Genomic DNA, 25217 nt, shown 5'->3' on the forward strand with positions numbered 1-25217 from the left:
TCCGTCTGGACCGGGACGTTTTCAACCCGGCTGGGTGATCCGAGGGATCCCCACCCACCAAGGCGGTCGTTGCCGGCGAATGCCGGAATCCACCGCGGGAGCAATGACATGGCAAAGAAGATCACCGGCTACATCAAGCTGCAGCTGCCTGCGGGTGAGGCCACGCCGGCCCCTCCCGTCGGTCCCGCGCTGGGCCAGCACGGCGTCAACATCATGGAGTTCGTGAAGCAGTTCAACGCGAAGTCCGTGGGCGCGGTCGAGAAGGGCACCACCCTCCCCGTTGTCATCACCGTCTACGCCGACCGCAGCTTCAGCTTCATCCTCAAGACCCCGCCCGCCGCCGTGCTGATCAAGAAGAAGATCGGCCTGGACAAGGGCAGCCCCACGCCCAACAAGCAGAAGGTCGGCAAGATCACCAAGGCGCAGCTCGCTGAGATCGCCAAGGTGAAGATGCCCGACCTCACCGCCGGCAGCCTCGAGGCCGCCGTCCGTTCCATCGCCGGTTCCGCCCGCTCCATGGGCGTCGAAGTCGTCGACTGACAAATCCACCACGGAGACACGGAGGGCACGGAGAAATGAACACGGAGAGAAAAAGCTCTCTCTGATTTTCTCAGTGTTTCCTCGGTGTTCTCCGTGCCTCCGTGGTGAATCTTTCTGGCGCCTCGCATCGTGTGAGGCACCCGGCCACCGCGACCGTCATCGCGGGAGATTGTTCGAACGGAGCCAATATGGCAAAACCTGGAAAGAAGTACCGGGCTGCCGCGGCCAAGATCGAAGATCGCCCCTACGAGCTGAAGGATGCGCTCACTGTCGTGAAGGACTCGGCCTACGCCAAGTTCGACGAGACGGTGGAAGTGCACATGCGGCTCGGAGTGGATCCCCGCCATGCGGACCAGATGGTCCGCGGCACCATCGTCCTGCCCCACGGAACGGGCAAGACGATGCGCGTGGCGGTGATCGCGGGTGGCGAGAAGATCAAGGAAGCGGAAGCGGCGGGCGCCGAGATCGTGGGCGGGGACGAGCTGGTGGAGAAGATCGCCGGCGGATTCCTCGACTTCGATGCCCTCGTCGCGACCCCCGACATGATGAAGGGCGTCGGCCGGCTGGGTAAGGTGCTGGGCCCCCGCGGCCTCATGCCCAACCCCAAGACCGGCACGGTGACCTTCGACGTGGCCAAGGCCATCAAGGAGATCAAGGCCGGCAAGGTGGAGTACCGCGTCGACAAGACCGGCATCATCCACGCCCCCGTGGGCAAGCTGTCCTTCGGCGTTGAGAAGCTGGAAGAGAACGCCAAGGCGCTCATCGATGCCGTCCACAAGGCCAAGCCCGCCACGGCGAAGGGCAAGTACGTGAAGACGATGTACATCGCCTCCACCATGGGCCCCTCGGTCACCCTCAACACCACCAGCGTTGAGAAGTAGGAGGCCGACCATGGAAAAGAACCAGAAGATCGCCGAAGTCGCCGAGCTCAAGGAAACCTTCGCGTCCGCCACCTCGGCGGTCGTGATCGAATTCAAGGGCCTCGTGGTCGAGAAGGACACCGCCTTCCGCAAGAGCATCCGCGAGAGCAAGGCCCAGTACCGCGTCGGCAAGAACACCCTGCTCCGCCTGGCCGTGAAGGACACCACCTTCGCGCCCCTGGGCGGCCACTTCAAGGGCGCCAGCGCCGTGGCCACCACCAAGGACGACGTCGTCGCCCTGGCCAAGGCCGTCAACGGCTTCCTGAAGGACAATCCCGCCGCCACCTTCAAGGCCGGCATCATGGATGGCAAGCAGATCGATGCCAAGCAGCTCCAGGTTCTCGCCGAGCTGCCCAGCCGCGACGTGCTGATCGCCAAGCTGCTCTACCTCATGACCTACCCGATCTCCGGCCTGGCGGTCGCCCTCGAGGGCATCCGCAAGCAGAAGGCCGGCGAGTAGGACGCAACCTCAACCCCGAATCCGAAACCATTCATCGCATGTAGGAGGCCATCATGGCTCTCACCGCCGACCAGCTCATCGCTGAGATCGAAACCATGACCGTCCTTGACCTGGCCAACCTGGTCAAGGCCCTTGAGGAGCGCTTCGGCGTCTCCGCCGCCGCCATGGCCGCTCCCGCCGCCGGCGGCGCCGCCCCGGCCGCCGCTGCCGAGGAGCAGACCGAGTTCAACGTGATCCTGGCTGACGCCGGCGCCAACAAGCTGAACGTCATCAAGGCCGTGCGCGAGATCGTCGCCGGCCTGGGCCTGAAGGAGGCCAAGGACCTCGTGGACGGCGCCCCCAAGCCCGTCAAGGAAGGCGTCGCCAAGGACGAGGCCGCCAAGATCAAGGAAAAGCTCGAAGCCGCTGGCGCCAAGGTCGAGATCAAGTAAGTCCGTTTTCAGCACTAACGCAAAGCGTAGGGTGCGTTCCGCACCTTGCGCTTTGCGGTTTTGTCTGGACATGGTACGATTATTCCTTCCGCCCGGCCCCTCGGGCGGTCCCGCCACCTTCAAAGGCCCCTGGTTGCGAAACGCCTTCCGCCGCAGCGCCAATCACCTTGCTGGGCCGCTCCCCTCACCCATGGTTGGGGGGGTGGCCATCGGTTTGCGCGCCCGCGGGATCCGCGCCGTCCATTCCTGATCCCTTCCCCGGGGCTGCGGCTCCGGGGGCCTCGCCGTCTTTGCCCAAGGCCCGCAGCCTCGCACCAACCCGCCGCGTGCCGTCCATAGAAGGTTCCGCCAACTTCATCTGGAGCGAACCATGAGTGTTCAGCAGAACATCTACCGCCAGCGCCATAACTTCTCGAAGATCCGGTCCCTGGTTCCCATCCCCAACCTGATCGACATCCAGAAGCGCAGCTACGACGAGTTCCTCCAGATGAACCTGCTCCACAGCGAGCGGGAGTCCCGCGGCCTCAAGGCCGTGTTCGAGTCGATGTTCCCGGTGCACAACGGCAAGAACGCCGACGGCACCGACGCCACGCTCGAAGTCGAGTTCCTCGACTACACCGTGGGCCACTGGGCCTGCAAGTGCGAGAAGTATCTGGGCCTGGAGCACCTCCGCACCCAGTGCAAGCAGTGCGGCCACAGCATCGTGTCGGATCACCCCAAGGATCCCACGGTGGACTGCCCCAAGTGCGGCACCCGCAACAAGAACGCGGACACCATCTGCGATGTGTGCCAGGAACCCGTGTCCATGAAGCAGAAGATGGGCATGGACGAGTGCGTCGAGCGCGGCGCCACCATGGCCGCCCCGCTGAAGATCCGCGTGCGCCTCAACCAGTTCGACAAGGACGACAAGGGCAACCGCCGCTTCAAGCAGAGCCAGGATTCGGAAGTCTACTTCGGCGACCTGCCGATCATGACCGACCGCGGCACCTTCATCATCAACGGCACCGAGCGCGTGATCGTGAGCCAGCTACACCGCAGCCCCGGAGTGTTTTTCAGCATCGCGCCGGACAAGAGCCTCTACAGCTCCCAGATCATCCCCTACCGCGGCTCCTGGATCGAGTTCGAGCTCGACTCCAAGGGCCTGCTCTACGCGCGCATCGACCGCAAGCGCAAGTTCCTCGGCGCCACCTTCATGCGCGCCCTGGGCCTGTTCAGCGAGGACCTGGGCTCCAACGAGACCATGCTCCGCCACTTCTACGCGCCGGCCACCTTCTTCCTCAAGAAGGGCAAGCTGAGCGTGGCCGTGAGCGAGCTGCTGGTGGGCCGCAAGCTCGGCGAGGCCGTGAAGCACCCCAAGACCAAGGAAGAGATCCTCGCCAAGGACAAGAAGATCACCCGCCGCGTCCTGGAGCAGATGGAGAAGGCCGGCATCAAGGACGTGCCCGTGGAGCGGGAGATGCTCGACGGCGCCGTGCTGCTGCAGGACATCGTCAACATGGGCACCGGCGAAGTGCTCATGGAGGCCAACGAGCCCTTCCTCCAGACCCACCTCGAGATGTTCCTGGCCAACGACGTGCAGTCCTTCGACGTCTGCTTCCCCGAGGCTGACGCCACCGGCAAGGTGTTCTCCGAGACTCTTGCCAAGGACCACACCGAGGACAGCGAGGAGGCCGCCAAGGAGCTCTTCAAGAAGATCCGGCCCGGTGAGCCCGCCACGCTGGAGTCCAGCAAGAAGCTGCTCTACGGCATGTTCTTCGACCCCCAGAAGTACGACCTCAGCAAGGTGGGCCGCCACAAGATCAACGCCAAGCTGGGCCTGAGCACCGACCTGGACTTCCGCACCCTGGGCACCGACGACTTCGTGAAGACCGTCCACTACCTGCTGCGCCTGAAGAAGTACGACACCACCCGCCAGGACATCGGCGAGATCGCCCCCGTGCGCGCGGACGACATCGACCACCTGGGCAACCGCCGCGTGCGGTCCGTGGGCGAGCTGCTGGAGAACGGCTTCCGCGTGGGCCTGGTGCGCGTGCAGCGGGCCATCAAGGAGAAGTTCAGCATCGCGCAGGATCCCAACAGCCCCCTGCAGGCCCACGACCTGATCAACAGCAAGCCGGTCATCGCGGCCATGAAGGAGTTCTTCGGCAGCAGCCAGCTCTCCCAGTTCATGGACCAGACCAACCCGCTGTCCGAGATCACCCACAAGCGCCGCCTTTCGGCCCTTGGACCGGGCGGCCTCAGCCGCGACCGCGCGGGCTTCGAGGTGCGCGACGTGCACACCTCCCACTACGGCCGCATCTGCCCCATCGAGACGCCGGAAGGTCCGAACATCGGCCTCATCTCCAGCCTCTCCTGCTACGCCCGCATCAACGAGTTCGGCTTCATCGAGAGCCCCTACCTCAAGGTGGAGAACGGCCGCATCGTCCACTTCGCCAAGGTCACCAGCGTGGGCGACTCCAAGTTCAGCTACATGGAGGTCGTCCGCCTCGACGAGCTGGAGGCCGAGAACAAGAAGCTCTCCAAGGCCGGCAAGCGCCCCGCCAAGTACGACATGCACGCCTTCTACCTCTCCGCCTGGGAGGAGGACGAGCACGTCATCGCGCAGGCCAACGTGCCCGTGGATGCCGATGGCGTCATCACGGACGAGGACGTGACCGTCCGTGTCGCCGGCGAGACCAAGATTGTCGCCCGCGACAAGGTCACCCTCATGGACGTGAGCCCCAAGCAGGTGGTCTCCGTGGCCGCCTCGCTCATTCCCTTCCTCGAGAACGACGACGCCAACCGCGCCCTCATGGGCGCCAACATGCAGCGCCAGGCCGTGCCCCTCATCCGCACCGAAGCCCCCATCGTGGGCACTGGCATGGAGTACGTGGCCGCCAAGGATTCCGGCGCCTGCGTGGTCTGCCGCCGCTCCGGCATCGTGGAGACCGTGGATGCCAACCGCATCGTGGTGCGCGTGGAGGATGACCCCGAGACCGAGGGCATCGAGTCCGGCGTGGACATTTACACCCTGGTGAAGTTCGCCCGCAGCAACCAGAACACCTGCCTCAACCAGACCCCCCTGGTGAAGAAGGGCGAGTACGTCACCGAGGGCCAGATCCTCGCCGACGGCCCCTGCACCGACCACGGCGAGCTGGCCCTGGGCCGCAATCTGGTCGTGGCCTACATGCCCTGGCGCGGCTACAACTTCGAGGACGCCATCCTGATCTCCGAGCGCGTGGTGAAGGAGGATCTCTACACCACCATCCACATCGAAGAGTTCGAGGTCCACGCCCGCGACACCAAGCTGGGCCCCGAAGAGATCACCCGCGACATCCCCCAGGTGCGCGAGGAGGCCCTCAAGAACCTGGACGAGTCCGGCATCATCCGCACCGGTGCCACCGTCCGTCACGGCGACATCCTGGTGGGCAAGGTCACGCCCAAGGGCGAGACCATCCTCAGCCCCGAGGAGAAGCTGCTCCGCGCCATCTTCGGCGAGAAGGCCAGCGACGTGAAGGACGCCAGCCTCACGGTGCCCCCGGGCATCGAGGGCACGGTGGTGGACATCAAGGTGTTCACCCGCAAGGGGCAGGAGAAGGACCTCCGCACCCAGCAGATCGAGCGCGACCAGATCGCCAAGTGGGAGAAGGACCTCTCCGACGAGGAGCGCATCATCCGCGCCGAGGCCAAGAAGAAGATCGTGGCCCTGCTCAAGGGCAAGGAGCTCTCCGAGACCCTCACGGACGAGAAGGGCCAAAAGGAGCTGCTGCCCAAGGGCAAGAAGCTCACCCAGAACATGCTGGAGGCCGTGCCCTACCACCGCTTCCGCCAGATCTCCGTGGCTGCGGGCAAGAACCGCATCGAGACCGAGGTGCTGGACATCCTCGACAAGACCGAGAGCCAGCTCAAGGTCCTGCGCAACATCCTCGACGAGCGCATGGAGCGCCTGCTCAAGGGCGATGAGCTCATGCCCGGCGTCCTCAAGACCGTGAAGTGCTACGTGGCCGTGAAGCGCAAGCTGCAGGTCGGCGACAAGATGGCCGGCCGCCACGGCAACAAGGGCGTGGTGAGCCGCATCCTCCCCGTGGAGGACATGCCCTACCTGCCCGACGGCCGCCCGGTGGACATCGTGCTGAACCCCCTCGGCGTGCCCTCCCGCATGAACATCGGCCAGGTGCTCGAGTGCCACCTGGGCTGGGCCGGCAAGACCCTCGGCGTCCACTTCTCCACGCCGGTCTTCGACGGCGCCCGTGAAGGCGACATCAAGGGCTTCCTCACCCAGGCCTGGGAGAAGAACCACAAGCTGGGCCCCGACGTCACCGGCAAGACCATGCTCTTCGACGGCATGACCGGCGAGGCCTTCGAGCAGCCCGTGAACGTGGGCTGCGTCTACATGCTCAAGCTGCACCACCTGGTGGACAACAAAATCCACGCCCGGAGCATCGGGCCCTACAGCCTCATCACCCAGCAGCCCCTCGGCGGCAAGGCCCAGTTCGGCGGCCAGCGCTTCGGCGAGATGGAAGTGTGGGCGCTGGAGGCCTACGGCGCCGCCCACGTGCTCCAGGAGCTGCTCACCTACAAGTCCGACGACATGCACGGCCGCACCCAGATCTACCAGGCCATCATCAAGGGCGAGACCATCAAGGATCCCGGCCTCCCCGAGAGCTTCAACGTCGTGAAGAAGGAACTCAACGCGCTGTGCATCGATGTCGAGATGCTCACCCGCGAGGAGCTGGATCCAGGCCTGACGGAAGAGGAACCCGCAGTCTTCACCATTGAAGGCTGACCACGCCCATCCGCATGACCCACCACGGAGGCACGGAGTGCACGGAGAACTGATTCACGGAGAGATCACGGAGAAGGTGCTGGGGGCCGCCATCGAGGTCCACAAGCACCTTGGCCCTGGCCTCCTTGAATCGACCTACGAATCCTGCCTCTGCCACGAGCTGCAGATCCGTGGACTTTCCTTTCAGCGGCAGGTTTCACTGCCTCTGGATTACAAGGGCCTGCATGTGGAAGCCGCCTTCCGGCTGGACCTCGTGGTCGAAGGCAAGATCATCGTTGAGCTGAAGAGCCAGGAAGGCATCCTTCCCGTCCACGAAGCGCAGCTGATGACCTACATGAAGCTGACCGGAATGCGTGTGGGCCTCATGTTGAACTTCAATGTCCCGGCCATGAAAGACGGCATCGTCCGCCGCGTCCTCTAGCCCTTTCCCGTGCCCTTCTCCGTGCTTTTTCTCCGTGTTTTTCTCCGTGCCCTCCGTGTCTCCGTGGTGAATCCTTAAGAGGTCCACATGTATCCTGAGCAGCAGAACATCAACGCCTACGAGTGCATCCGGGTGTCCCTGGCCAGCCCGGACAAGATGCGCTCCTGGTCCAAGGGCGAGGTCACCAAGCCCGAGACCATCAACTACCGCAGCCTCAAGCCCGAGCGCGACGGCCTCTTCTGCGCCCGCATCTTCGGCCCCGTGAATGACTGGGAATGCCTCTGCGGCAAGTACAAGCGGCAGAAGTTCAAGGGTGTCACCTGCGACAAGTGCGGCGTCGAGGTCACCAAGAAGTCCGTGCGCCGCGAGCGCATGGGCCACATCGCCCTGGCCAGCCCGGTCAGCCACGTGTGGTTCTTCAAGGGCGTCCCCAGCCGCATCGGCTACCTCCTGGACATCCCCCTGAAGGACCTGGAGCGCGTGCTCTACTTCGAGGCCTATGCCGTCACCGATTCCGGCGGCACGGCCCTGAAGGAAGGCGAGATCCTCAACGAGGACAAGTTCCGCGAGGCCCGCAGCCTCCACGGCGAGGGCTTCAAGGCCCAGATGGGCGCCGAGGCCATCAAGGAGCTGCTCAAGCAGGTGGACATCGAGGCGCTCACCATCGAGCTCCGCGACGCCATGAAGAAGGAAACCTCCAGCCAGAAGCGCAGCAAGATCGCCAAGCGCCTCAAGGTGGCCGAGTCCTTCCACCGCTCCGGCAACAAGCCCGAGTGGATGATCCTCGACGTGGTGCCCGTGCTGCCCCCCGAGCTGCGCCCCCTGGTGCCCCTCGACGGTGGCCGCTTCGCCACCTCCGACCTGAACGACCTCTACCGCCGCGTCATCAACCGCAACAACCGCCTCAAGAAGCTCCTGGAGCTCAAGGCTCCCGACGTCATCGTGCGCAACGAGAAGCGCATGCTGCAGGAAGCCGTGGACGCGCTGTTCGAGAACGGCAAGCGCGGCCGCCTCCTGCGCGGCGTCAGCAACCGCCCCCTGAAGTCCCTCAGCGACGCCCTCAAGGGCAAGCAGGGCCGGTTCCGCCAGAACCTGCTCGGCAAGCGCGTGGACTACTCGGGCCGCTCCGTCATCGTGGTGGGCCCCGACCTCAAGCTGCACCAGTGCGGCCTGCCCAAGAAGATGGCGCTCGAGCTCTTCAAGCCCTTCATCTTCAACCGGCTCGAGCACAAGGGCTTCGCCGCCACCATCCGCCAGGCCAAGGAGATGGTGGAAGAGGGCCGTCCCGAGGTCTGGGACGTGCTGGAAGAGGTCATCAAGGATCACCCGGTCCTGCTGAACCGCGCCCCGACCCTCCACCGCCTCGGCATCCAGGCCTTCCAGCCCGTGCTGGTGGAAGGCAAGGCCATCCGCCTGCATCCCCTGGTCTGCACCGCCTTCAACGCCGACTTCGACGGCGACCAGATGGCCGTGCACGTGCCCCTCAGCCCCATGGCCCAGATCGAGGCCAAGGTGCTGATGATGTCCACCCAGAACATCCTCAACCCCGCCAACGGCCGCCCCAACGTGGTGCCCAGCCAGGACATCGTGCTCGGCGGCTACTACCTCACCAAGAAGCGCACCGGCCGCAAGGGCGAGGGCATGGTCTTCGGCAGCGTCAATGACGTGGTCGCGGCCCACTACGCCGGCGTCGTGGACACCCACGCCATCATCCAGATCCGCTATTCCGGCGAGTGGGTGGACACCGAAGCCTGGCACGCGAAGGACCCCAAGAAGAACTCCGAGCAGGAGGTCTTCGAGGCGCCCGCCGAGACCGTGAAGAACCAGCTCAAGACCACCACCGTGGGCCGCGTGCTCTTCAACCGCGCCCTGCCCGCCGAGCTGCCCTTCATCAACGGCCTGCTCAAGAAGGAGGGCCTGCTCTCCCTCGTGAACCGCGCCTACAAGCTGAACGGACCCGAGGTCACCATCCGCATGCTCGACGCGATGAAGGACACCGGGTTCATGTGGGCCATGAAGGCCGGCGTGTCCGTGGGCATCGACGACCTGGTCGTGCCCCACACCAAGGCCAAGCTCCTCAAGGGCGCCACCGAGGACGTCCGCGCCATCGAGAAGGAGGCCTACGAGGGCCGCCTGGATTCCTCCACGCGCTACAACCGCATCCTGGAAGTCTGGTCCAAGACCAGCGACCAGGTGGCCAGCGACATGATGAAGGAGCTGGAGAAGCGGAACGAGAACGACACGTTCCTCAACTCCATCTACATCCTGGCCGACTCCGGTGCCCGCGGCTCCAAGACGCAGATCCGCCAGGTGGCCGGCATGCGCGGCCTCATGGCCAAGCCCAGCGGCGACATCATCGAGACGCCCATCACCGCGAACTTCAAGGAAGGCCTCTCGGTGCTGCAGTACTTCATCTCGACGCATGGCGCCCGCAAGGGACTGGCCGACACCGCGTTGAAGACGGCCGATTCGGGCTACCTCACCCGCAAGCTGGTGGATGTGGCCCAGGACGTCATCGTCAACGAGGATGACTGCGAGACCCTGGGCGGCATCGAGGTGGAGGCCATCGTCAACAGCGACGGCACCATCCGCTCCCGCCTGCGCGACCGCATCATGGGCCGGGTCTGCCTCGAGGACATCGTGGATCCCTACGATCCGTCCATCGTGCGGGCCCCCGCCGGCACCCTCATCTCCGAAGAGCTGGCGTTCAAGATCGAGACCAGCGGCATCACCAAGGTCAAGATCCGCTCCGCCCTCACCTGCGAGGCGCGCCGCGGCATCTGCGCCAAGTGCTACGGTCTGAACCTCAGCACCGGCCGCCTGGTGGACCTGGGCGAGGCCGTGGGCGTCATCGCCGCCCAGTCCATCGGCGAGCCCGGCACGCAGCTGACCATGCGCACCTTCCACGTGGGCGGCGCCGCGAGCCGCACCTCCGAAAAGAGCACCCACGAGGCCCAGATCGCGGGCATCGTGAAGTACGAAGGCCTCCAGGGCAAGACCGTGGTCAACCGCAAGGACGAGACCGTGGCCCTCACCCGCAACGGCTACATCCTGGTGACCGACGAGGACGGCAACGAGCGCGAGCGCTACAAGATCACCTCCGGCGCCATCCTCAAGGTCAAGGACAAGGAAGCGGTCGAGCCCCGCACCGTGCTCGCCGAGTGGGACCCCTACAACGACGTGCTGCTCACGGAAGTGGGCGGCGTCGCGGACTTCAAGGAATTCGAAGTCAACGTGTCCTACCAGGAAGAGAAGGATCCGATCTCCGGGAACTTCCGCAAGAAGGTCATCGATCCCACGGACGACAAGGTCCACCCCCACATCAACATCAAGGGGGACAACCACAAGGTCCTCAAGCGCTACAACATCCCCACCGGCGCCTACATCGAGGTGGAGGAGGGCCAGGAGCTGCTGCCCGGCGACGTCATCGCCAAGACCAGCCGCCAGCAGGCCAAGACCTCCGACATCACGGGCGGCCTGCCGCGCGTCACCGAGCTCTTCGAGGGCCGCAAGCCCAAGGAGCCCGCCATCATCAGCGAGGTCACCGGCCTCGTGAAGTACGGGAACCGCGTCCGCGGCAACCAGAAGGTGGTGGTGGAAGCCGAGTCCGGGGAGAAGGGCGAGTACCTCATCCCCCGCGGCAAGCACATCCAGGTGCAGGACGGCGATGAGATCCGCGCCGGCGAGAAGCTCACCGAGGGCGCCGTCAGCCCCCACGATCTCCTCAAGGTCCAGGGCGACCGCGCCCTCCAGGCCTTCCTCGTCAACGAGGTCCAGGAGGTCTACCGGGCCCAGGGCGTGGTGATCAACGACAAGCACATCGAGGTGATCATCCGCCAGATGATGCGCTGGGTCCTCATCACCGACGTGGGCGACACCCCGCTCATCGTCGAGGAGAAGGTGGACAAGCACCGCTTCAAGGAGATCAACGAGCAGGCCCTCAAGGACGGCGGCACCCCCGCCACCTGCGAGCCCCTGCTGCTCGGCATCACCAAGGCCGCGCTGACCTCCGAGAGCTTCATCTCCGCCGCCAGCTTCCAGGAGACCACCCGCGTCCTCACCGAGGCCGCGCTGGAAGGCCGCGTGGACTACCTCCGCGGCCTCAAGGAGAACGTCATCCTGGGCCGGCTCATCCCCGCCGGCACCGGCATGGCCCACTACCGCAACCTGGAGATCGAGGAGGGCGAGTATCCCGAGCCCACCCCCAACGAGTTCCAGGGCGGCGAGGACTTCGACGACGAATACGCCCGCATGGCCCAGCACGTCGAAGAGCTCCAGGGCATGACCGAGATCGACGGCGAAGACCTGTAAGCGAATCGCAATCTTCACAGCGGGGACAAGGGCGGGAGCGATCCCGCCCTTTGTTTTGTGCTCTCTGCCACAGGATCCGGGAGGCAGGCCCTGCCTGGATTCTGGTAACCTAGGCCCTTATGCCCAACTCGATTGAACCTCCGGTCCTGGACCTCAAGGCCAGCCTGAAAAAGCCCATCCAGTGGGCGGTGGCGGCCGGTCTGCTGACGGCGGTCATCACCCTCTTCATGCCGAACTACTACAAGTCCGAGGCCCGGCTCCTGCCCGTGGAGTCCAAGGGGCTGAGCGGCAGCCTCGGCGGCCTGGCCACGGCCGCTGCCGCCTTCGGCGTCAGCGTCCCCGGCGGCGAGGGCAACGATGCCAACTTCGTGGACATCCTCAACAGCCGCTGGCTGCGGGAGCAGCTCCTCCAGACCGAGTTCCAGTACCACGTCCGCTCCTGGCGCTTCGGCGCCGAGCGTCTCGAAAGGGGCACCCTCTACGCCTACGTGGACGAAAAGAACATGGACCGGGCCGTCAAGGAGCTGGGCAAGGTCCTGTCCGCCACCCGGGATCTGAAGTCCAAGGTCATCACTCTCGGCGCCGAGACGAAGTCGGCTGAGCTCTCCCAGCAGGTGGTGCAACGGGCTGGCAAGCTGCTGGAGGCCTTCCTCCAGGAGAAGGGCCGCACCCGCGGCGGCGCCAAGGCCGTCTTCGCCGAGGCCCGTCTGGCGGACGCGCGTCTTGAAATGGACCAAGCCGAGGAGGCCTTCCGCCGCTTCCTCGAGGGCAACCGCAACTACCAGGGCAGCGCCGACCCCGCGGTGCGTCTTCGCGGCACCCGCCTTGAGAATGAGCTCCGCCTCCGCCAGCAGCTCGTCACCACCCTCGCTATGAACCGCGAGCAGGCCCTCATGGAAGAGAAGAATGATATGCCAATCGTAAATATCCTTGATGGGGGTAATTTGCCTGACGAAAAGAGTAGACCCTCACGATCAGCCTGGGCGATCGGGGTCTTTCTGACCGCGTTGGCAGGAGTTTTTGTATGGGGATATCGCGGTCCTATGCTCGAATTCTTGCGCACTGAGTAATACCATTTTGAACCATTCAAGTTGAAGTTTAATGGAGACACTACGCATGTTCAAAGGTAAAACGCTGCTTATTACGGGTGGAACCGGGTCTTTTGGTAACGCTGTTTTGTCCCGATTTCTCGATTCAGATATTGCTGAAATCCGTGTTTTCAGCCGAGATGAGAAAAAACAGGATGACATGCGTCATCGTTATAAAAACAGTAAATTGAAATTCTATATTGGAGGTGTTCGCAATTATGAGAGTATCCACGCTGCCATGCGCGGGGCGGACTTCGTGTTCAGCGCGGCAGCCTTGAAGCAGGTACCTTCTTGTGAGTTCTACCCTATCGAAGCGGTTCGGACGAATGTGTTGGGAACTGAGAACACGCTTCGTGCTGCAGTAGAGCACGGTATCAAACGGGTTGTGGTTCTGAGTACAGACAAAGCGGTGTACCCGATCAACGCAATGGGTATGAGCAAGGCGCTGATGGAGAAGGTCACCATCGCGATGGGCCGGAATGTGGATGAAACTCGAACCCGTATGTGCAATACCCGCTACGGAAATGTTATGGCAAGTCGTGGCTCAGTCATTCCGTTGTTTGCAAGGCAAATCATGGCGGGCCAGCCTATCACCGTTACGGACCCCGACATGACGCGGTTCATGATGTCATTGCCTGAAGCTGTGGATCTGGTGCTCTTTGCCTTTCAGCATGGGACGCAGGGAGATACCTTTATCCAGAAGGCCCCGGCGGCCACTATTTACACCCTCGCAGAAGCGATGAAGAGGATTTTTAGTGCCTCGAATGAGATCAAGGTGCTTGGCACAAGACATGGCGAAAAAAAGCACGAATGCCTCGTAAATCGGGAGGAAATGGCCCATGCCATCGATCTCGGCGAGTACTATCGCATCCCAGCAGATGGTCGTGACTTAAACTACAACAAATTCTTTGTCCAAGGCGAGACATCGATCTCAATGGGCGCCGACTACACATCCGAGAATACCCACCGCTTGGATGTGGATGGCCTAGTGGCGATTCTCCTGAAGCTCCGGTACATCCAGGATCTCATCGCAAACGGGCAGGCAGAAGAGGTTGGTTGAGCGTGGTGATTTGGGAGGGATTTGCATGAAAGTTGCCGTGTTGGGCGCCTCCGGCATGCTAGGTTCCACGGTTCTGGATGTCCTTGCTGCGTCAAACGATTTCCAAATGGTGGCCACGCTCCGTGATGGACATTCCCATGCTCTACCTGCGGGTACCGAATTGAGGTACCTGGATGCTTCCTTTCCTACTGGCATAGAGCTAGAGCAGGCTTTGAAAGGGTGTGCTTGGGTTATCAACTGCATTGGGGTTATCAAGCACCACATTGACGATCGCCATAGTGAAACCGTCGAGCGGGCGATCCAGGTAAACGCCCTATTCCCTCATGTATTGGCCAAAGCGGCCGTTGCCACCGGATGCAAGGTGCTTCAAATCGCCACGGACTGTGTCTATTCAGGGCGAAAGGGTGCTTATCTTGAGTCGGACCCCCATGATGCCCTAGATGCGTATGGAAAGTCGAAGAGTTTGGGTGAAGTCTCGAGTGATGGGATGCATCACCTGCGCTGCTCTATCATCGGTCCAGAAATCGGTTCCGACCGGCGGTCGCTCCTGGAGTGGTTTCTTGGCCATCCCTCGGGTAGCACTGTGACTGGCTATACGAACCACCTCTGGAATGGCGTGACAACCCTTCATTTCGCACGGCTGTGCCATGGGATCCTTCACGAGAACCTTCCTCTCCCGAGCCTCGCACATGTCATCCCGGCGGATATCCTTCCGAAGGGGGAACTGCTCGAAGCCATCAGGGATTCGTTCGAAAGGAAGGATCTGGGAATCGACCTACTGCCAGCGCCCCAAGCTGTGGACCGATCTCTCTCCACGAGCGATGCCGCCTTGAACCGGTGTCTCTGGTCAGCCGCTGGTTACACGGTCCCGCCAAGCCTCACGCAGATGGTTGCGGAGCTCGCAGCTTGGGCTCGCTTTAGAAGGAAGGCTTAAGCATGAAGGTACTAACCCTCCTGGGTACGCGCCCCGAAATCATTCGCCTCAGCCGGGTAATTTCGGCACTTGATCAGTTCACAGAACATATTCTTGTCCACACGGGTCAAAATTTCGATCGGCGTCTTAATGAACTGTTCTTCGAGGAACTGGAGGTCCGATCCCCCGACCACCACCTCGGTGCAGTAGGGGCCTTTGGTGAGCAGGTTGGAACGATTCTGAGTGGCGTCGAGCGGCTCATGCGGGAGGTTCGTCCCGACCGATTCCTCGTGCTTGGAGATACGACGAGCGGTCTTGGAGCCATAGTTGCCAAGCGGCTAGGCATCCCGGTCTACCACATGGAAGCGGGCAACCGGTGCTATGACGATCGGGTGCCCGAGGAAGTCAACCGGCGAATCATCGATCATTCGAGTGATGTGCTCATGCCTTACACGGAGAGGAGTCGACAGAACCTCATCAGGGAAGGGATTCCGGGGAATCGAATCTTCGTGACTGGAAACCCGATCCTGGAAGTCATCAGGCACTACGAGCCGAAAATCCAGAAATCTAGCATTCTACAAACCCTGGGACTTAAGGAACGATCCTTCTTCCTGGTTACGCTCCACCGTGCGGAAAACGTGGACATTGAGGACCGTCTAAACGCGTTCGTGACTGCTTTCGACCACCTCCAGCGAGAGTTTGGCATTCCGGTCATTGTCAGTACGCACCCTCGAACGCGCATGCGGCTTCAATCATCCAGTCTGACGGGCTCGAACGACCAGGTCCGATTCCTTGAACCGTTCGGGTTCTTCGATTTCATCCGGCTAGAGAAGTCAGCCTTCTGCGTCCTCAGTGACAGCGGAACCGTCCAGGAGGAGTGTGCGATCCTGGGAATTCCGAGTGTCACCATCCGGGATGTAACGGAGCGACCGGAAACGATCGAATGCGGAAGCGGTGTGCTAAGCGGGGCAGATGTCGACCAAATTCTCACGATGGTCCGCCTTACGACGGAGAAAGGCCGCAGGTGGGCGCCGCCGCGGGAATACCTACAGGAAAATGTCTGCGACGTGGTAATTCGAATCCTCCTGGGGCATCTCCACCGGTCTGGGGCATGACGGGCCATGGATGAGCGGGCCATTGATTGGATGAAGAACCCCGAACCATGATTCGAAACCTGAAAACGATGCTCGCCTCAAACCGTTCTGTGAGGAACGTCTTGTGGAATCTGACCGGGGGGCTGGTCGCAGGCGTGCTCATCGTGGGGGCGACCCCGCAGTACGTCAGGCGTCTTGGAATGGAGGGCTACGGAATCGTCGGCCTCTGGCTGATGATGCAGGTCCTCATGGGCCTCCTGGACATCGGCATGGGCGCCACCCTTGTGAGGGAATTCGCCAACAGCGGACTGGAGCACACCCTAGAAACCAAACGGGATCTACTTCGGACGATGGAAGTGATCTACATGTCACTTTCCTTGACCTTGGTTCTTGGCCTCGCAGGTGCTGCAGGATTCATCGCCAGTCACTGGTTGACATTCCAGGCCCATACCGTCGCCTACATCACTCTCACCATTCGACTCATGGCCCTGACCCTGGCCTTTCAGTTCTCCACGGTGCTCTATTCCAACGGGATCGCCGGTTTGCAGGAGCATGGGTGGATGAACACCCTGCAGATCCTGGGAAACTGCCTCCGGTATGGATCCGGCGTCGCGATCCTGATGGTTTTGCCTGACCTGAGGTGGTTCTTCGCAGTACAGGCGCTCGTTGCTGGGCTCCAGCTGCTTGCGACCCGAATTATCCTCTGGCGGTTGATCCAAGAGCCAGGAGCGGGACGCCCTGTGTTCCGGATTGACATATTCAAACGCCTATGGCGGTTCTCCATGGGCATGGCAGCCACAGCTGTAGCAGCAGTATTCGTCGCGAACTCAGACCGCATCGTGATAAGCAAGATGCTGCCGACAGCCGAACTTGGGAGGTACGCCCTCGCCTACACTGCCACTGGGCTGCTCCAGATGGGGATTCAACCTTTTTACCGAGCCTTCTACCCCCGTTACGCCGAACTGGTTTCCATCGGGGACTCCAATTTCCTGAGAGACGAGTACTTCAGGAGTTGCGGTCTGATGTCCGCGGTGATTATTCCACTTGGGGTTGTCGGGTGGATCTATGCCCCTGAACTGTTCCAGGTTTGGCTCGGCCGGATCGATCCCACAGTCGTCCAGGTCTTCCGGTGGCTCCTTATCGCCATCACTTGCTCGGGCATCATGTGGCTGCCAGCTGCCTTTCAGCAAGCGCAAGGGCGGCCAGGACTTCATGCGGCGATGATCGCAAGCGCTGTTGTGCTGGGCATTCCTGTCATGGTCTGGGCCATCAGAGCCTACGGCCTTGTCGGGGCAACGGCGGTCTGGCTGCTTCATGGCCTATCCGGGGTAACCATCGAGCTCTGGATCATGCACCGCCTCATGCTTTCTGGTGACCTGTTTAGATGGTACTGGAAGGTCATGGTGGGGCCCCTCGTGATCACCGTGCCCGTCATCTACGCATCCCGTTGGTTGATGCCAGGAAGCTTCGGTCGAGCAGGCGTATTGGGATGGGTCTTGGTAGCGGGATTGCTGGCTGTTGCGGGGGTAATATTCTGGTTCTCGATAGTTATCAAGAAGACAGAATGGGCCGGTCGAACCGTTTGACTCTTTTTAGGGATGACATTAGATGGTTGAACGGGACCCTCGTATTTCGATAATCATCCCGACGAAGGATCGGGCTGATTACCTGTACCATACCCTCCGCACCTGCTCCGTTCAGGACTACGATCGGCTTGAAATCATCGTTTCAGATGACGGGAGCACGGATAACACCAGGGATGTTGTCGAAGATGCGGCCCGTAAAGATCCTAGGATTCGATACGCCACCCCCGGACTGGGGGCGGGCATGCGTGACAATTTCGAATTTGCTCTTAACCAGGTCAGACCCGGCTTCGTGATCGCTTTAGGGGGGGACGACGGTGTCCTGCCCTACGGCATCACAAGGCTTCGGGACCTCCTGGTGGAGACGGGCATGGAGCTTGTAGCCTGGCCGACCCCGATTTTCTCATACGCCAAGGCCCGGACGGAGACGGGGCAACTCGTCCTATCGCGGCATCAAGAGCCTCGGCTGGTGGATTCCTCCGTGTTCTTGGCCCGCCAAGTATCGACCCTGAACTACATCTCAGATGTGGAATCACCCATGTTCTATGTCAAAGGGGTTGCCTCCACTCGTTTGATTGAGCAGGTCCGAAGCCGATCGCCGGAAGGTCGGTTCTACACCTGTCCGACGCCTGATGGCTACTCCGGCATCGTGCTGGCGGGGGAGGTTGAACGCTTTGCCTTTTCGGGAGACCCCTTCACGATTTATGGCACCTCCCCCACCTCCCAAGGGCTCGGTTACCTTGCCAATGACGAGCAGGCCAAAAAACAATCGGAGGATTTCTTCAGGACTGTGTCATCGGTCCCGATGCATCCCGAGCTGGCCTCCCAGCCGTATTCCCCGCTCATCACCGTCATGACAGTGGACTACCTACTCACCGCCAGGGACCTTCCGGGGTGGCCCGGTCGCTTCCCTGCGATCTCTTTCCGCAAAGTGCTGGAGAATAGCTTGGGAGAACTGGCTCATGGGCTCTACGGGGAAGGGCGGATCATCAGGGAACTCCAAATCCTCGACCGGATTGCCGCTCATCATGACCTGCAATCATTCTTTAGGCGGCGGGTGAAAGCTTCACACCGATTCGCGGCAAAATCGCCCTTCGAGGGAGATGGCATTAGTCCTGGGAAAATCTTCATTGACTGCAGTCGTTACGGGATCCACAACATTTTTGACGCCGCCTTTGTGGCCTACTACACGGGCCAGTTTGCGAACAAAGTAACTTTGAGATCACTCGGCAACACCCTAGCGCGGTCCGTGGCCTACCGTCTCCGTTCTCTAAAAAAAGGAGGTCTTTTCCCGCATGTCACCGAATGGGCAGATAACGGGACTAATAGCGATACGACTGAGTAGCGCTGAAGTAACTCTTTCGCTTGTAATCTACTTTTTCTTGTCCTGATTCGGATCCTGGGTGCCAGGATCTCCCCCCAAGGGTCAGCAGGTGTCCCACTCCCAGGAACTCACGACATGGACGAAATACACAGCGTTAGGCGGGTGGGTCGTGGGCGAATGTTGCGCTACTCTGCCCTATCCCTCTTTGCCGTGGCTCTCTCGGGGGCCATTGTAGCCTCCCAGCTGCATACTCCTCAGTTGGCGATCCTCTACCCGACGTTGGTCGCAATAGGGGTGTTTCTGCTCTTTTCAGTGGCACTCCGTTTTCGAGTCGGAGAAGGTCTGTTTGGTGAGCTGGGCTTCCTATATGTAGCTTTTATTCTGGCTTATACAATTTTTCCTGCTTTCACGTTCTTGGTCATTGATCTCGATTTAGCCTCCGGATGGGTCTGGGAGAAACTCTCTTTACTGCTACCGGCCCCATCATCCTTGGGGGCTCACTTGTGGAGGCACGTCTTATTCATTTCCAGTGTGGCAATAGGTTACCTCTGGTTCAGGGGGCATAAACAGATTGAGGCAACAAGACCCAGTGACCCCAACGGCATCGATTTTCGTACGATTCTCATCCTGGGTGCAGTAGTCCTAGTCTGTATCTCTGCTATCAGTTTCATGTCTGCACCAGTCACCACGTACATCGAGAATTACACTCGCTACGACCATCTATCTTGGTTCCCTCGAAAATTTGTTTCTCTTTGCGCTCGACTGAAACAAGGCTTTTATGTTGCCCTACTGACCTTCCTCTTTATGCATTACCGACGGTATAAATACCTTGCATGGTTCGCGGTTCTGAGTATGGCAGCCTTTGAAGTTATCTACTCTTACGGATCGCGAATTGAAAGCTTGATCGTCCTATTAATGGGGTTTGTGCTCTACCACCTATTCGTGAATTTTGTGACGCTGAAGAAGGGTGTAATCACGTGTATCGCACTAGCGATGATCTTTACAGCCTTGGAGGTTATCCGGTCTTACGATTTTGACCTAACCCAAGCAAATGGTGCTGTTTCAGCCCAAGGTGTCAGTCCGGCTTCAGAGTTTGGAGCCGTATATTTCACGGGTTTCCACCTTTATGAGGAAAGGGCAAATAATGCTATTCCTCCAACAGAATTTCCAATGTTCTTTAATGATTTCATTTCTCTATTGATGCCAAATGACTTTAAGCGATGGAATCCACAGTATTGGTACGCAGATGCTTATTTCCCCGACTCGGTTGTCCCCCCCGAGACAATGGGGCCGATTGCAGACAGTGCAATCTGGGGTGGTGAGATAGATTTACTATTTCGAGGGTTGATCAACGGAATTTTCTTCGCCTACCTGACGCGTTGGTTTATAAGTCGTCGCGATAAATGGTGGGCTACTGTGATATATATTTTTTGTTATGCCACGTGCATCATGACTCTTAAATATTCTGTATTTTATCATCTAAATCCACTTTTTAAGACCTTTTTGCCTGTAATATTATTAATTGAGATGGTAAGAAAATTAATTCGTAATGAGTCAAAATTTAAAGAACATAATTTATTGAAGTATTTGTATAAGCGATCGCAATTTAGTAATCATTGGTCTAGATTTTGAAGGGATGCATATGGCAATTCTAATTTCTGCATTTCCCATTGAGAGCAAAAGTGGTGGAGGGTGGGTATCTCAGCGGATTGTAAAATTATACAAGTTCTCTTCCATTCTGTGGCGCCAAGAGTCATTTTGGGCGAAATCCTTGTGGGCATTTGTCGGAATTTTATTTTTCCCGTTTCTTCATCCAATATTTAGTCGCTTCGCTCCGTTCATCTTTAAAAGAAATAAAATATATAGCGAACTATGGTTGAACTTTTCACAAACTTTTGCACTTAGTCTCTTACATCGTAACTGTGTGCTAGTATGCCATGATCTACATTGCCATTGCGACCATCGATTTGTCCGATGGGTTCGTTGGTCTGAAGGACTGTTGCTTCGTAAAGCAAAGCGAATAATTGTACTATCAGGTCGTGATAAAAAGATAATCAATCGATACTATGGCATTCCACCTGATAAAATTGAAAATATTGGCCCAGCATTGATGCCGGAACTTCACGCGTTCCAAAAGGAAATGTTTTCACCCCCCCGTAAAGTGGCTTTTCTGGGTTCTATGAAGCGCCTTGAGAATCGTGATGGGCTGCAATGGTTTGTCAAATACATTCTCCCTGAATGCCCCAAACTTGAAATTACAATCATCGGAGAAACAACCCCTGAAAGTGTTATTGAACACTCCCAGCTAAAATATCTTGGATATATTGATGATATTGAAGCGATTATTCTAGAGCAGGACTTAATGATCGCTCCACTTTTTTCACAGGCTGGAATTAAAATTAAAGTCATTGAATCATTATTATTAAAAGTTCCGGTTCTTGGGTCAATCAATGCTTATAGTGGGCTTCCTCGCCCGAAGGGAAAATGGTGTTCAAATAATCCAGAAGATTGGATTGAGATTCTGAATGGTGAGGACAATTTTTGGTTTGATGGCATCTAACTTTTTACGGATGTAGAATCTATTGTATTCGCAGATCAATGAGGTATGTTAACTGGGGGCGCAAAGTGAGTGTTGTGATGGCAGTTTGGAAATAATGAAAATACTCATCGTTACTCCGGTGTTTTGGCCTGAGGCTTTTCGGGTTAATGATCTGGTTTCTGCCTTGGCGGAAAAAGGCCATGAAGTTGAGGTTCTTGCAGGTCATCCCAATTACCCTGAAGGGCGATATTTCAAAGGTTACCATTGGTATGGCCCACTAGGTGAAACCTGGGCTGGAGCCGTAATTCTCCGATTCCCTCAAATTCCTCGCGGTGGAGGTCAAGGTTGGCGATTGGCCCTTCAATATGCAAGTTTTGTGGTGGGTGGGATCCTGCGTATTCTCGTTCATAGGAATTGGGATTGGGATCGAGTATTTGTTTTCCAGACAACCCCCGTTACAGCTGCTCTCCCAGGACTGTTCGCTGCCAAGCTTTCCGGTGCTAAAACGATAATCTGGGTTCAAGATATCTGGCCCGATAGCCTTGAGGCGGTGGGGATGCGGTTCCCGCACATTGTTTACCGCCTCATCGAGTGGGTTTCGGCGACTATCTATCGTGCTTTTACGGTGGTAATAGGTCAAAGCCAAGCCTTCCTCCCGCGACTCCAAGAATTGACTGTGGATGCTGGCGCGCTCCGATGTGTCTGCAATTGGGGAGATGAGACAAGACCAAGTGATGTAGAAAAGGGCATCTCTGTTTGGGATCAGGGATTTTCAATCTTGTTCGCGGGTAATCTTGGTCGAGCTCAAGGGTTGGCATCGGTCCTTGAAGCTGCGGACCAATTGCGGAACATGCCAGGCTTAAAGTGGATTCTGATGGGCGATGGAGTCATGAGAACTTGGTTATTAGGGGAGATAGAGCGGCGTGGCCTTCAAGGTCGAGTAATTCTTCCCGGCCGCCGACCTTCGGAAGAGATGTCATTCCATTTCGCAGAAGCTGATCTCTTGCTCATCAGTTTAGCCGATGATCCCGGGCTCGCTCGAACTGTGCCTAGCAAGCTGCCTCGCTACTTGGCGGCAGGACGGCCGATCATTGGGGCCGTAGCAGGCGAACCCGCTAGAGTTATTAAGGAATCTGGGGCAGGTGTAGTCGTAGAACCTGAAAATGTGAAGGAATTGGCTGAAGCCATAATCCGGATGAATTCGATGTCGAAGGAGATTCTAAACGCAATGGGTCAGGCCGGGCGCGACTATTACGAGTCCCATTTCACGAAAAACTTGTGTGTGAACCAACTGGAAATCATCCTTAAAGATGCTTAGAGATGACGAGAGCCCCGCTATGGGGCCCTCGTTTCTCTTCCTATCTGGGGATCTACCGCTCTCGCCGGGGCCTCGGCCTCCGCTCGCGCCGGGGCTCGTCGCCGCCCTCGCTGGCGGGCTCTTCTTCCATGCCCTCGGGCTTGGGGATGAGGGCCTTGCGGCTGAGCTTGATCTTGCCGCTCTTCTCGTCGATGCCGATGCACTTGACCATGACTTCCTGGCCTTCGCTCAGCTCGTCAGCGGGATCCTTCACGCGATGGTGGGCGATCTCGCTCACATGCAGCAGGCCGTCCAGGCCGGGGAGGATGGTCACGAAGGCGCCGAACTCGACGACCTTGGCCACCTTGCCGAGATAGGTCTTGCCCACTTCGGCGGTCTGGATGAGGTCGCCGATCATCTTGAGGGCGATCTGCAGCTTCTCCTGGGTGGGGCCGGCCACCTGGCAGAGGCCGTCGTCGTCGATGTTCACTTCGCAGCCGCTCACCTCGATGATGTTGCGGATGGTGGCGCCGCCCTTGCCGATGACGTCGCGGATCTTCTCCTTGGGGAGCTGGATGCTGTGCATCTGGGGGGCGTTGCTGGCGTAGTCGCTGCGCGGGGCGGCGAGCACCTTGCCCATGGCGTCCAGCAGGTGCAGGCGGCCGGCCTTGGCCTGGTCGAGGGCCTTGGTGAGGATCTCGGTGGTGATGCCGCCGATCTTGATGTCCATCTGCAGGGCCGTGATGCCCTTCTCGGTGCCGGCGACCTTGAAGTCCATGTCGCCGTAGTGGTCTTCCTGGCCGGCGATGTCGGACAGGACGACGTACTTGTCGCCGTCGCTGACGAGGCCCATGGCCACGCCCGCCACGGGGGCCTTGAGCTTGATGCCGGCATCCATCAGGGCCAGCGTGCCGCCGCAGATGGTGGCCATGCTGGAGCTGCCGTTGCTCTCGGTGATGTCACTCACCACGCGCACGGTGTAGGGGTTCTCCTCGGCGGGAGGCAGCACGGCGAAGATGGAGCGCTCGGCCAGCATGCCGTGGCCGATCTCGCGGCGGCCGGGCCCGCGGTTGGGCTTGCACTCGCCCACGCTGTAGCCGGGGAAGTTGTAGTGGAGGTAGAACTTCTTCTTGTACTCCTCCTCCAGGCCGTCGATGATCTGGATGTTGTTGATGGTGCCCAGGGTGGCGGTGACCAGGGCCTGGGTCTCGCCGCGGGTGAAGAGGCAGCTGCCGTGGGCCGCGGGGAGGACGCCGACCTCGATGTTGAGGGGGCGGATCTGATCGAACTTGCGGCCGTCCAGGCGCACGCCCTGCTTGAGGATGGCGTTGCGGAAGAGGGTCTCCTTCAGCTCGTCGAAGCAGGCGACCACATCCTTCTTGAGCTCGGGCTTCTCCGCGGTGAACTGGGCGACGGCTTCCTTCTTCAGGGCGTCGATGGCCTTGTAGCTCTCGATCTTCACCTTCATGGTCAGCGCGGCGAAGAGCTTCTCGGCGAAGGCGGCGGCGACTTCCTGGTAGATCGCCTCGTTGCGCTCGGCCTTGACGGCGGCGACCTTGGGCTTGCCCACCTTGGCCTGCAGGTCCTTCTGCAGCTTCACGAGGGTCTTGACCTGCTCATGGCCGAAGGCCAGGGCTTTCACCATGTCGGCTTCCACCACTTCCTTGGCGCCGCACTCCACCATCACCAGGGCGTCGGCGGTGCCGGCCACCATGAGATCGATGTCGCTCTCGGCACGCTGATCGACGGTGGGGTTCACCAGGAGCTGGCCGTTGACGCGGCCCACGCGGACGCCGCCCACGGGGTTCACGAAGGGGATCTCGCTGATGATGAGGGCCGCGGAGGCGCCCACCATGGCGAGGGTCTCAGGGGCGTGCTGGCCGTCGTAGCTGAGCACCTGGGCGGTGATCATGGTGTCGCCGTTGTAGCCCTCTTCGAACAGGGGGCGCAGGGGGCGGTCGATGAGGCGGGAGGTGAGGGTTTCCTTGGTGGTGGGGCGGCCCTCGCGCTTGAACCAGCCGCCGGGGATCTTGCCGGCCGCCAGCACGGGCTCGCGGTAGTCGACGGTGAGGGGGAAGAAGTCGATGCCTTCCCGGGGGGTGCCGTAGCACACGGCCACGAGGACCATGGTGTCGCCCTGGCGGACGACGACGGCGCCGTGGGCCTGCTTGGCGATGCGGCCGGTCTCCAGGCTGATGGGCGTGCCGCCCAGGTCCACGGAGACGGTCGTGGGGTTGAATTTCAAAGCGTTCATGCAGGCTCCTGGGCCCTCGGGCCCACTGGGGCTCCCCTGAGACCGGCTCTCGCGTCCGGGTCTCCCGCGATCGCTCCATGAAACCCGTCCGCCGGATCCTGAGTTCAGGTTGGGGAGGTGGGCTTCCTGCAGAGGTCGCCGCCGAAGGGGAGCAGGTGAAAATCGGCTCGATCAGGATAGCACGGGACGGCCTGGAGAGCCCCGGAGCCCGATGTCC

General features: G+C 60.0%; 17 protein-coding genes. 16 read left to right on the forward strand and 1 reads right to left on the reverse strand.

What is annotated here, in order from left to right; all coding sequences use genetic code 11:
• Positions 1-108: 108 nt before the first annotated feature.
• The 16 genes from rplK to G398_RS20270 all read left to right on the forward strand — a co-directional run bounded on the left by rplK (position 109) and on the right by G398_RS20270 (position 22767).
• Positions 109-540, forward strand: coding sequence for a 50S ribosomal protein L11 (rplK, locus tag G398_RS0107315; RefSeq protein WP_026853112.1), 432 nt, complete (start codon positions 109-111; stop codon positions 538-540).
• A gap of 188 nt (positions 541-728) precedes the next feature.
• The gene (gene rplA / locus G398_RS0107320) at positions 729-1421 is read left to right on the forward strand and encodes a 50S ribosomal protein L1 (protein ID WP_026853113.1); all 693 of its coding nucleotides are present in this window, start codon (positions 729-731) and stop codon (positions 1419-1421) included.
• A gap of 10 nt (positions 1422-1431) precedes the next feature.
• The gene (gene rplJ / locus G398_RS0107325; RefSeq protein ID WP_026853114.1) at positions 1432-1920 is read left to right on the forward strand and encodes a 50S ribosomal protein L10; all 489 of its coding nucleotides are present in this window, start codon (positions 1432-1434) and stop codon (positions 1918-1920) included.
• Positions 1921-1973: 53 nt separating this feature from the next.
• Positions 1974-2351 carry a 50S ribosomal protein L7/L12 gene (rplL, locus tag G398_RS0107330; protein WP_026853115.1) on the forward strand — a complete coding sequence of 126 codons (378 nt, stop codon included), beginning with the start codon at positions 1974-1976 and terminating at the stop codon, positions 2349-2351.
• A gap of 370 nt (positions 2352-2721) precedes the next feature.
• Positions 2722-7116 (forward strand): DNA-directed RNA polymerase subunit beta, encoded by a 4395-nt coding sequence (rpoB, locus tag G398_RS0107335; RefSeq protein WP_026853116.1) that lies wholly within the window; start codon positions 2722-2724, stop codon positions 7114-7116.
• A 37-nt stretch (positions 7117-7153) separates the two neighbouring features.
• On the forward strand, positions 7154-7537 hold the full coding sequence (locus G398_RS0107340; RefSeq protein ID WP_281173068.1) for a GxxExxY protein: 384 nt from the start codon (positions 7154-7156) through the stop codon (positions 7535-7537).
• Positions 7538-7624: 87 nt separating this feature from the next.
• The gene (gene rpoC, locus G398_RS0107345) at positions 7625-11848 is read left to right on the forward strand and encodes a DNA-directed RNA polymerase subunit beta' (RefSeq protein WP_026853118.1); all 4224 of its coding nucleotides are present in this window, start codon (positions 7625-7627) and stop codon (positions 11846-11848) included.
• A gap of 119 nt (positions 11849-11967) precedes the next feature.
• Entirely contained in the window at positions 11968-12918 is a 951-nt protein-coding gene (locus tag G398_RS0107350; protein ID WP_026853119.1) for a GumC domain-containing protein, read from the forward strand.
• Between the two features lie 46 nt (positions 12919-12964).
• Complete coding sequence (locus G398_RS0107355; protein WP_026853120.1) at positions 12965-13996, forward strand: polysaccharide biosynthesis protein; 1032 nt, start codon at positions 12965-12967, stop codon at positions 13994-13996.
• A 25-nt stretch (positions 13997-14021) separates the two neighbouring features.
• Positions 14022-14930: a sugar nucleotide-binding protein gene (locus G398_RS20260; RefSeq protein WP_084512185.1), complete on the forward strand. Its 909-nt coding sequence runs from the start codon at positions 14022-14024 to the stop codon at positions 14928-14930.
• Positions 14931-14932: 2 nt separating this feature from the next.
• Entirely contained in the window at positions 14933-16024 is a 1092-nt protein-coding gene (gene wecB / locus G398_RS0107360) for a non-hydrolyzing UDP-N-acetylglucosamine 2-epimerase (RefSeq protein ID WP_026853121.1), read from the forward strand.
• Between the two features lie 47 nt (positions 16025-16071).
• A complete protein-coding gene (locus G398_RS0107365; protein WP_026853122.1) occupies positions 16072-17589 on the forward strand; it encodes an oligosaccharide flippase family protein in 1518 nt (505 codons plus the stop codon).
• A 22-nt stretch (positions 17590-17611) separates the two neighbouring features.
• Positions 17612-18931: a glycosyltransferase family 2 protein gene (locus G398_RS16975; protein WP_084512188.1), complete on the forward strand. Its 1320-nt coding sequence runs from the start codon at positions 17612-17614 to the stop codon at positions 18929-18931.
• A 156-nt stretch (positions 18932-19087) separates the two neighbouring features.
• A complete protein-coding gene (locus G398_RS20715; RefSeq protein ID WP_157492319.1) occupies positions 19088-20542 on the forward strand; it encodes a hypothetical protein in 1455 nt (484 codons plus the stop codon).
• Positions 20543-20909: 367 nt separating this feature from the next.
• The gene (locus G398_RS21045; RefSeq protein WP_169720629.1) at positions 20910-21470 is read left to right on the forward strand and encodes a glycosyltransferase; all 561 of its coding nucleotides are present in this window, start codon (positions 20910-20912) and stop codon (positions 21468-21470) included.
• 94 nt (positions 21471-21564) lie between these two features.
• On the forward strand, positions 21565-22767 hold the full coding sequence (locus G398_RS20270; RefSeq protein ID WP_084512194.1) for a glycosyltransferase family 4 protein: 1203 nt from the start codon (positions 21565-21567) through the stop codon (positions 22765-22767).
• A gap of 52 nt (positions 22768-22819) precedes the next feature.
• Here G398_RS20270 and pnp read toward each other — a convergent pair whose 3' ends face one another.
• A complete protein-coding gene (pnp, locus tag G398_RS16980) occupies positions 22820-25000 on the reverse strand; it encodes a polyribonucleotide nucleotidyltransferase (RefSeq protein ID WP_084512197.1) in 2181 nt (726 codons plus the stop codon).
• Between the last annotated feature and the right edge of the window lie 217 nt (positions 25001-25217).

This window comes from Geothrix fermentans DSM 14018, from assembly GCF_000428885.1.
In the GTDB taxonomy this organism is placed as follows: Bacteria; Acidobacteriota; Holophagae; order Holophagales; family Holophagaceae; genus Geothrix; species Geothrix fermentans.

Excerpts from the sequence above, each read along its gene's own strand:
- rpoB (WP_026853116.1), top strand. The coding sequence starts at position 2,722 with ATGAGTGTTCAGCAGAACATCTACCGCCAGCGCCATAACTTCTCGAAG.
- rpoC (WP_026853118.1), top strand. The coding sequence starts at position 7,625 with ATGTATCCTGAGCAGCAGAACATCAACGCCTACGAGTGCATCCGGGTG.
- G398_RS20270 (WP_084512194.1), top strand. The coding sequence starts at position 21,565 with ATGAAAATACTCATCGTTACTCCGGTGTTTTGGCCTGAGGCTTTTCGG.
- G398_RS16975 (WP_084512188.1), top strand. The coding sequence starts at position 17,612 with ATGGTTGAACGGGACCCTCGTATTTCGATAATCATCCCGACGAAGGAT.
- rplK (WP_026853112.1), top strand. The coding sequence starts at position 109 with ATGGCAAAGAAGATCACCGGCTACATCAAGCTGCAGCTGCCTGCGGGT.
- rplA (WP_026853113.1), top strand. The coding sequence starts at position 729 with ATGGCAAAACCTGGAAAGAAGTACCGGGCTGCCGCGGCCAAGATCGAA.
- rplL (WP_026853115.1), top strand. The coding sequence starts at position 1,974 with ATGGCTCTCACCGCCGACCAGCTCATCGCTGAGATCGAAACCATGACC.
- G398_RS0107355 (WP_026853120.1), top strand. The coding sequence starts at position 12,965 with ATGTTCAAAGGTAAAACGCTGCTTATTACGGGTGGAACCGGGTCTTTT.
- G398_RS20260 (WP_084512185.1), top strand. The coding sequence starts at position 14,022 with ATGAAAGTTGCCGTGTTGGGCGCCTCCGGCATGCTAGGTTCCACGGTT.
- pnp (WP_084512197.1), bottom strand. The coding sequence starts at position 25,000 with ATGAACGCTTTGAAATTCAACCCCACGACCGTCTCCGTGGACCTGGGC.
- G398_RS20715 (WP_157492319.1), top strand. The coding sequence starts at position 19,088 with ATGTTGCGCTACTCTGCCCTATCCCTCTTTGCCGTGGCTCTCTCGGGG.
- rplJ (WP_026853114.1), top strand. The coding sequence starts at position 1,432 with ATGGAAAAGAACCAGAAGATCGCCGAAGTCGCCGAGCTCAAGGAAACC.
- wecB (WP_026853121.1), top strand. The coding sequence starts at position 14,933 with ATGAAGGTACTAACCCTCCTGGGTACGCGCCCCGAAATCATTCGCCTC.
- G398_RS0107365 (WP_026853122.1), top strand. The coding sequence starts at position 16,072 with ATGATTCGAAACCTGAAAACGATGCTCGCCTCAAACCGTTCTGTGAGG.
- G398_RS0107350 (WP_026853119.1), top strand. The coding sequence starts at position 11,968 with ATGCCCAACTCGATTGAACCTCCGGTCCTGGACCTCAAGGCCAGCCTG.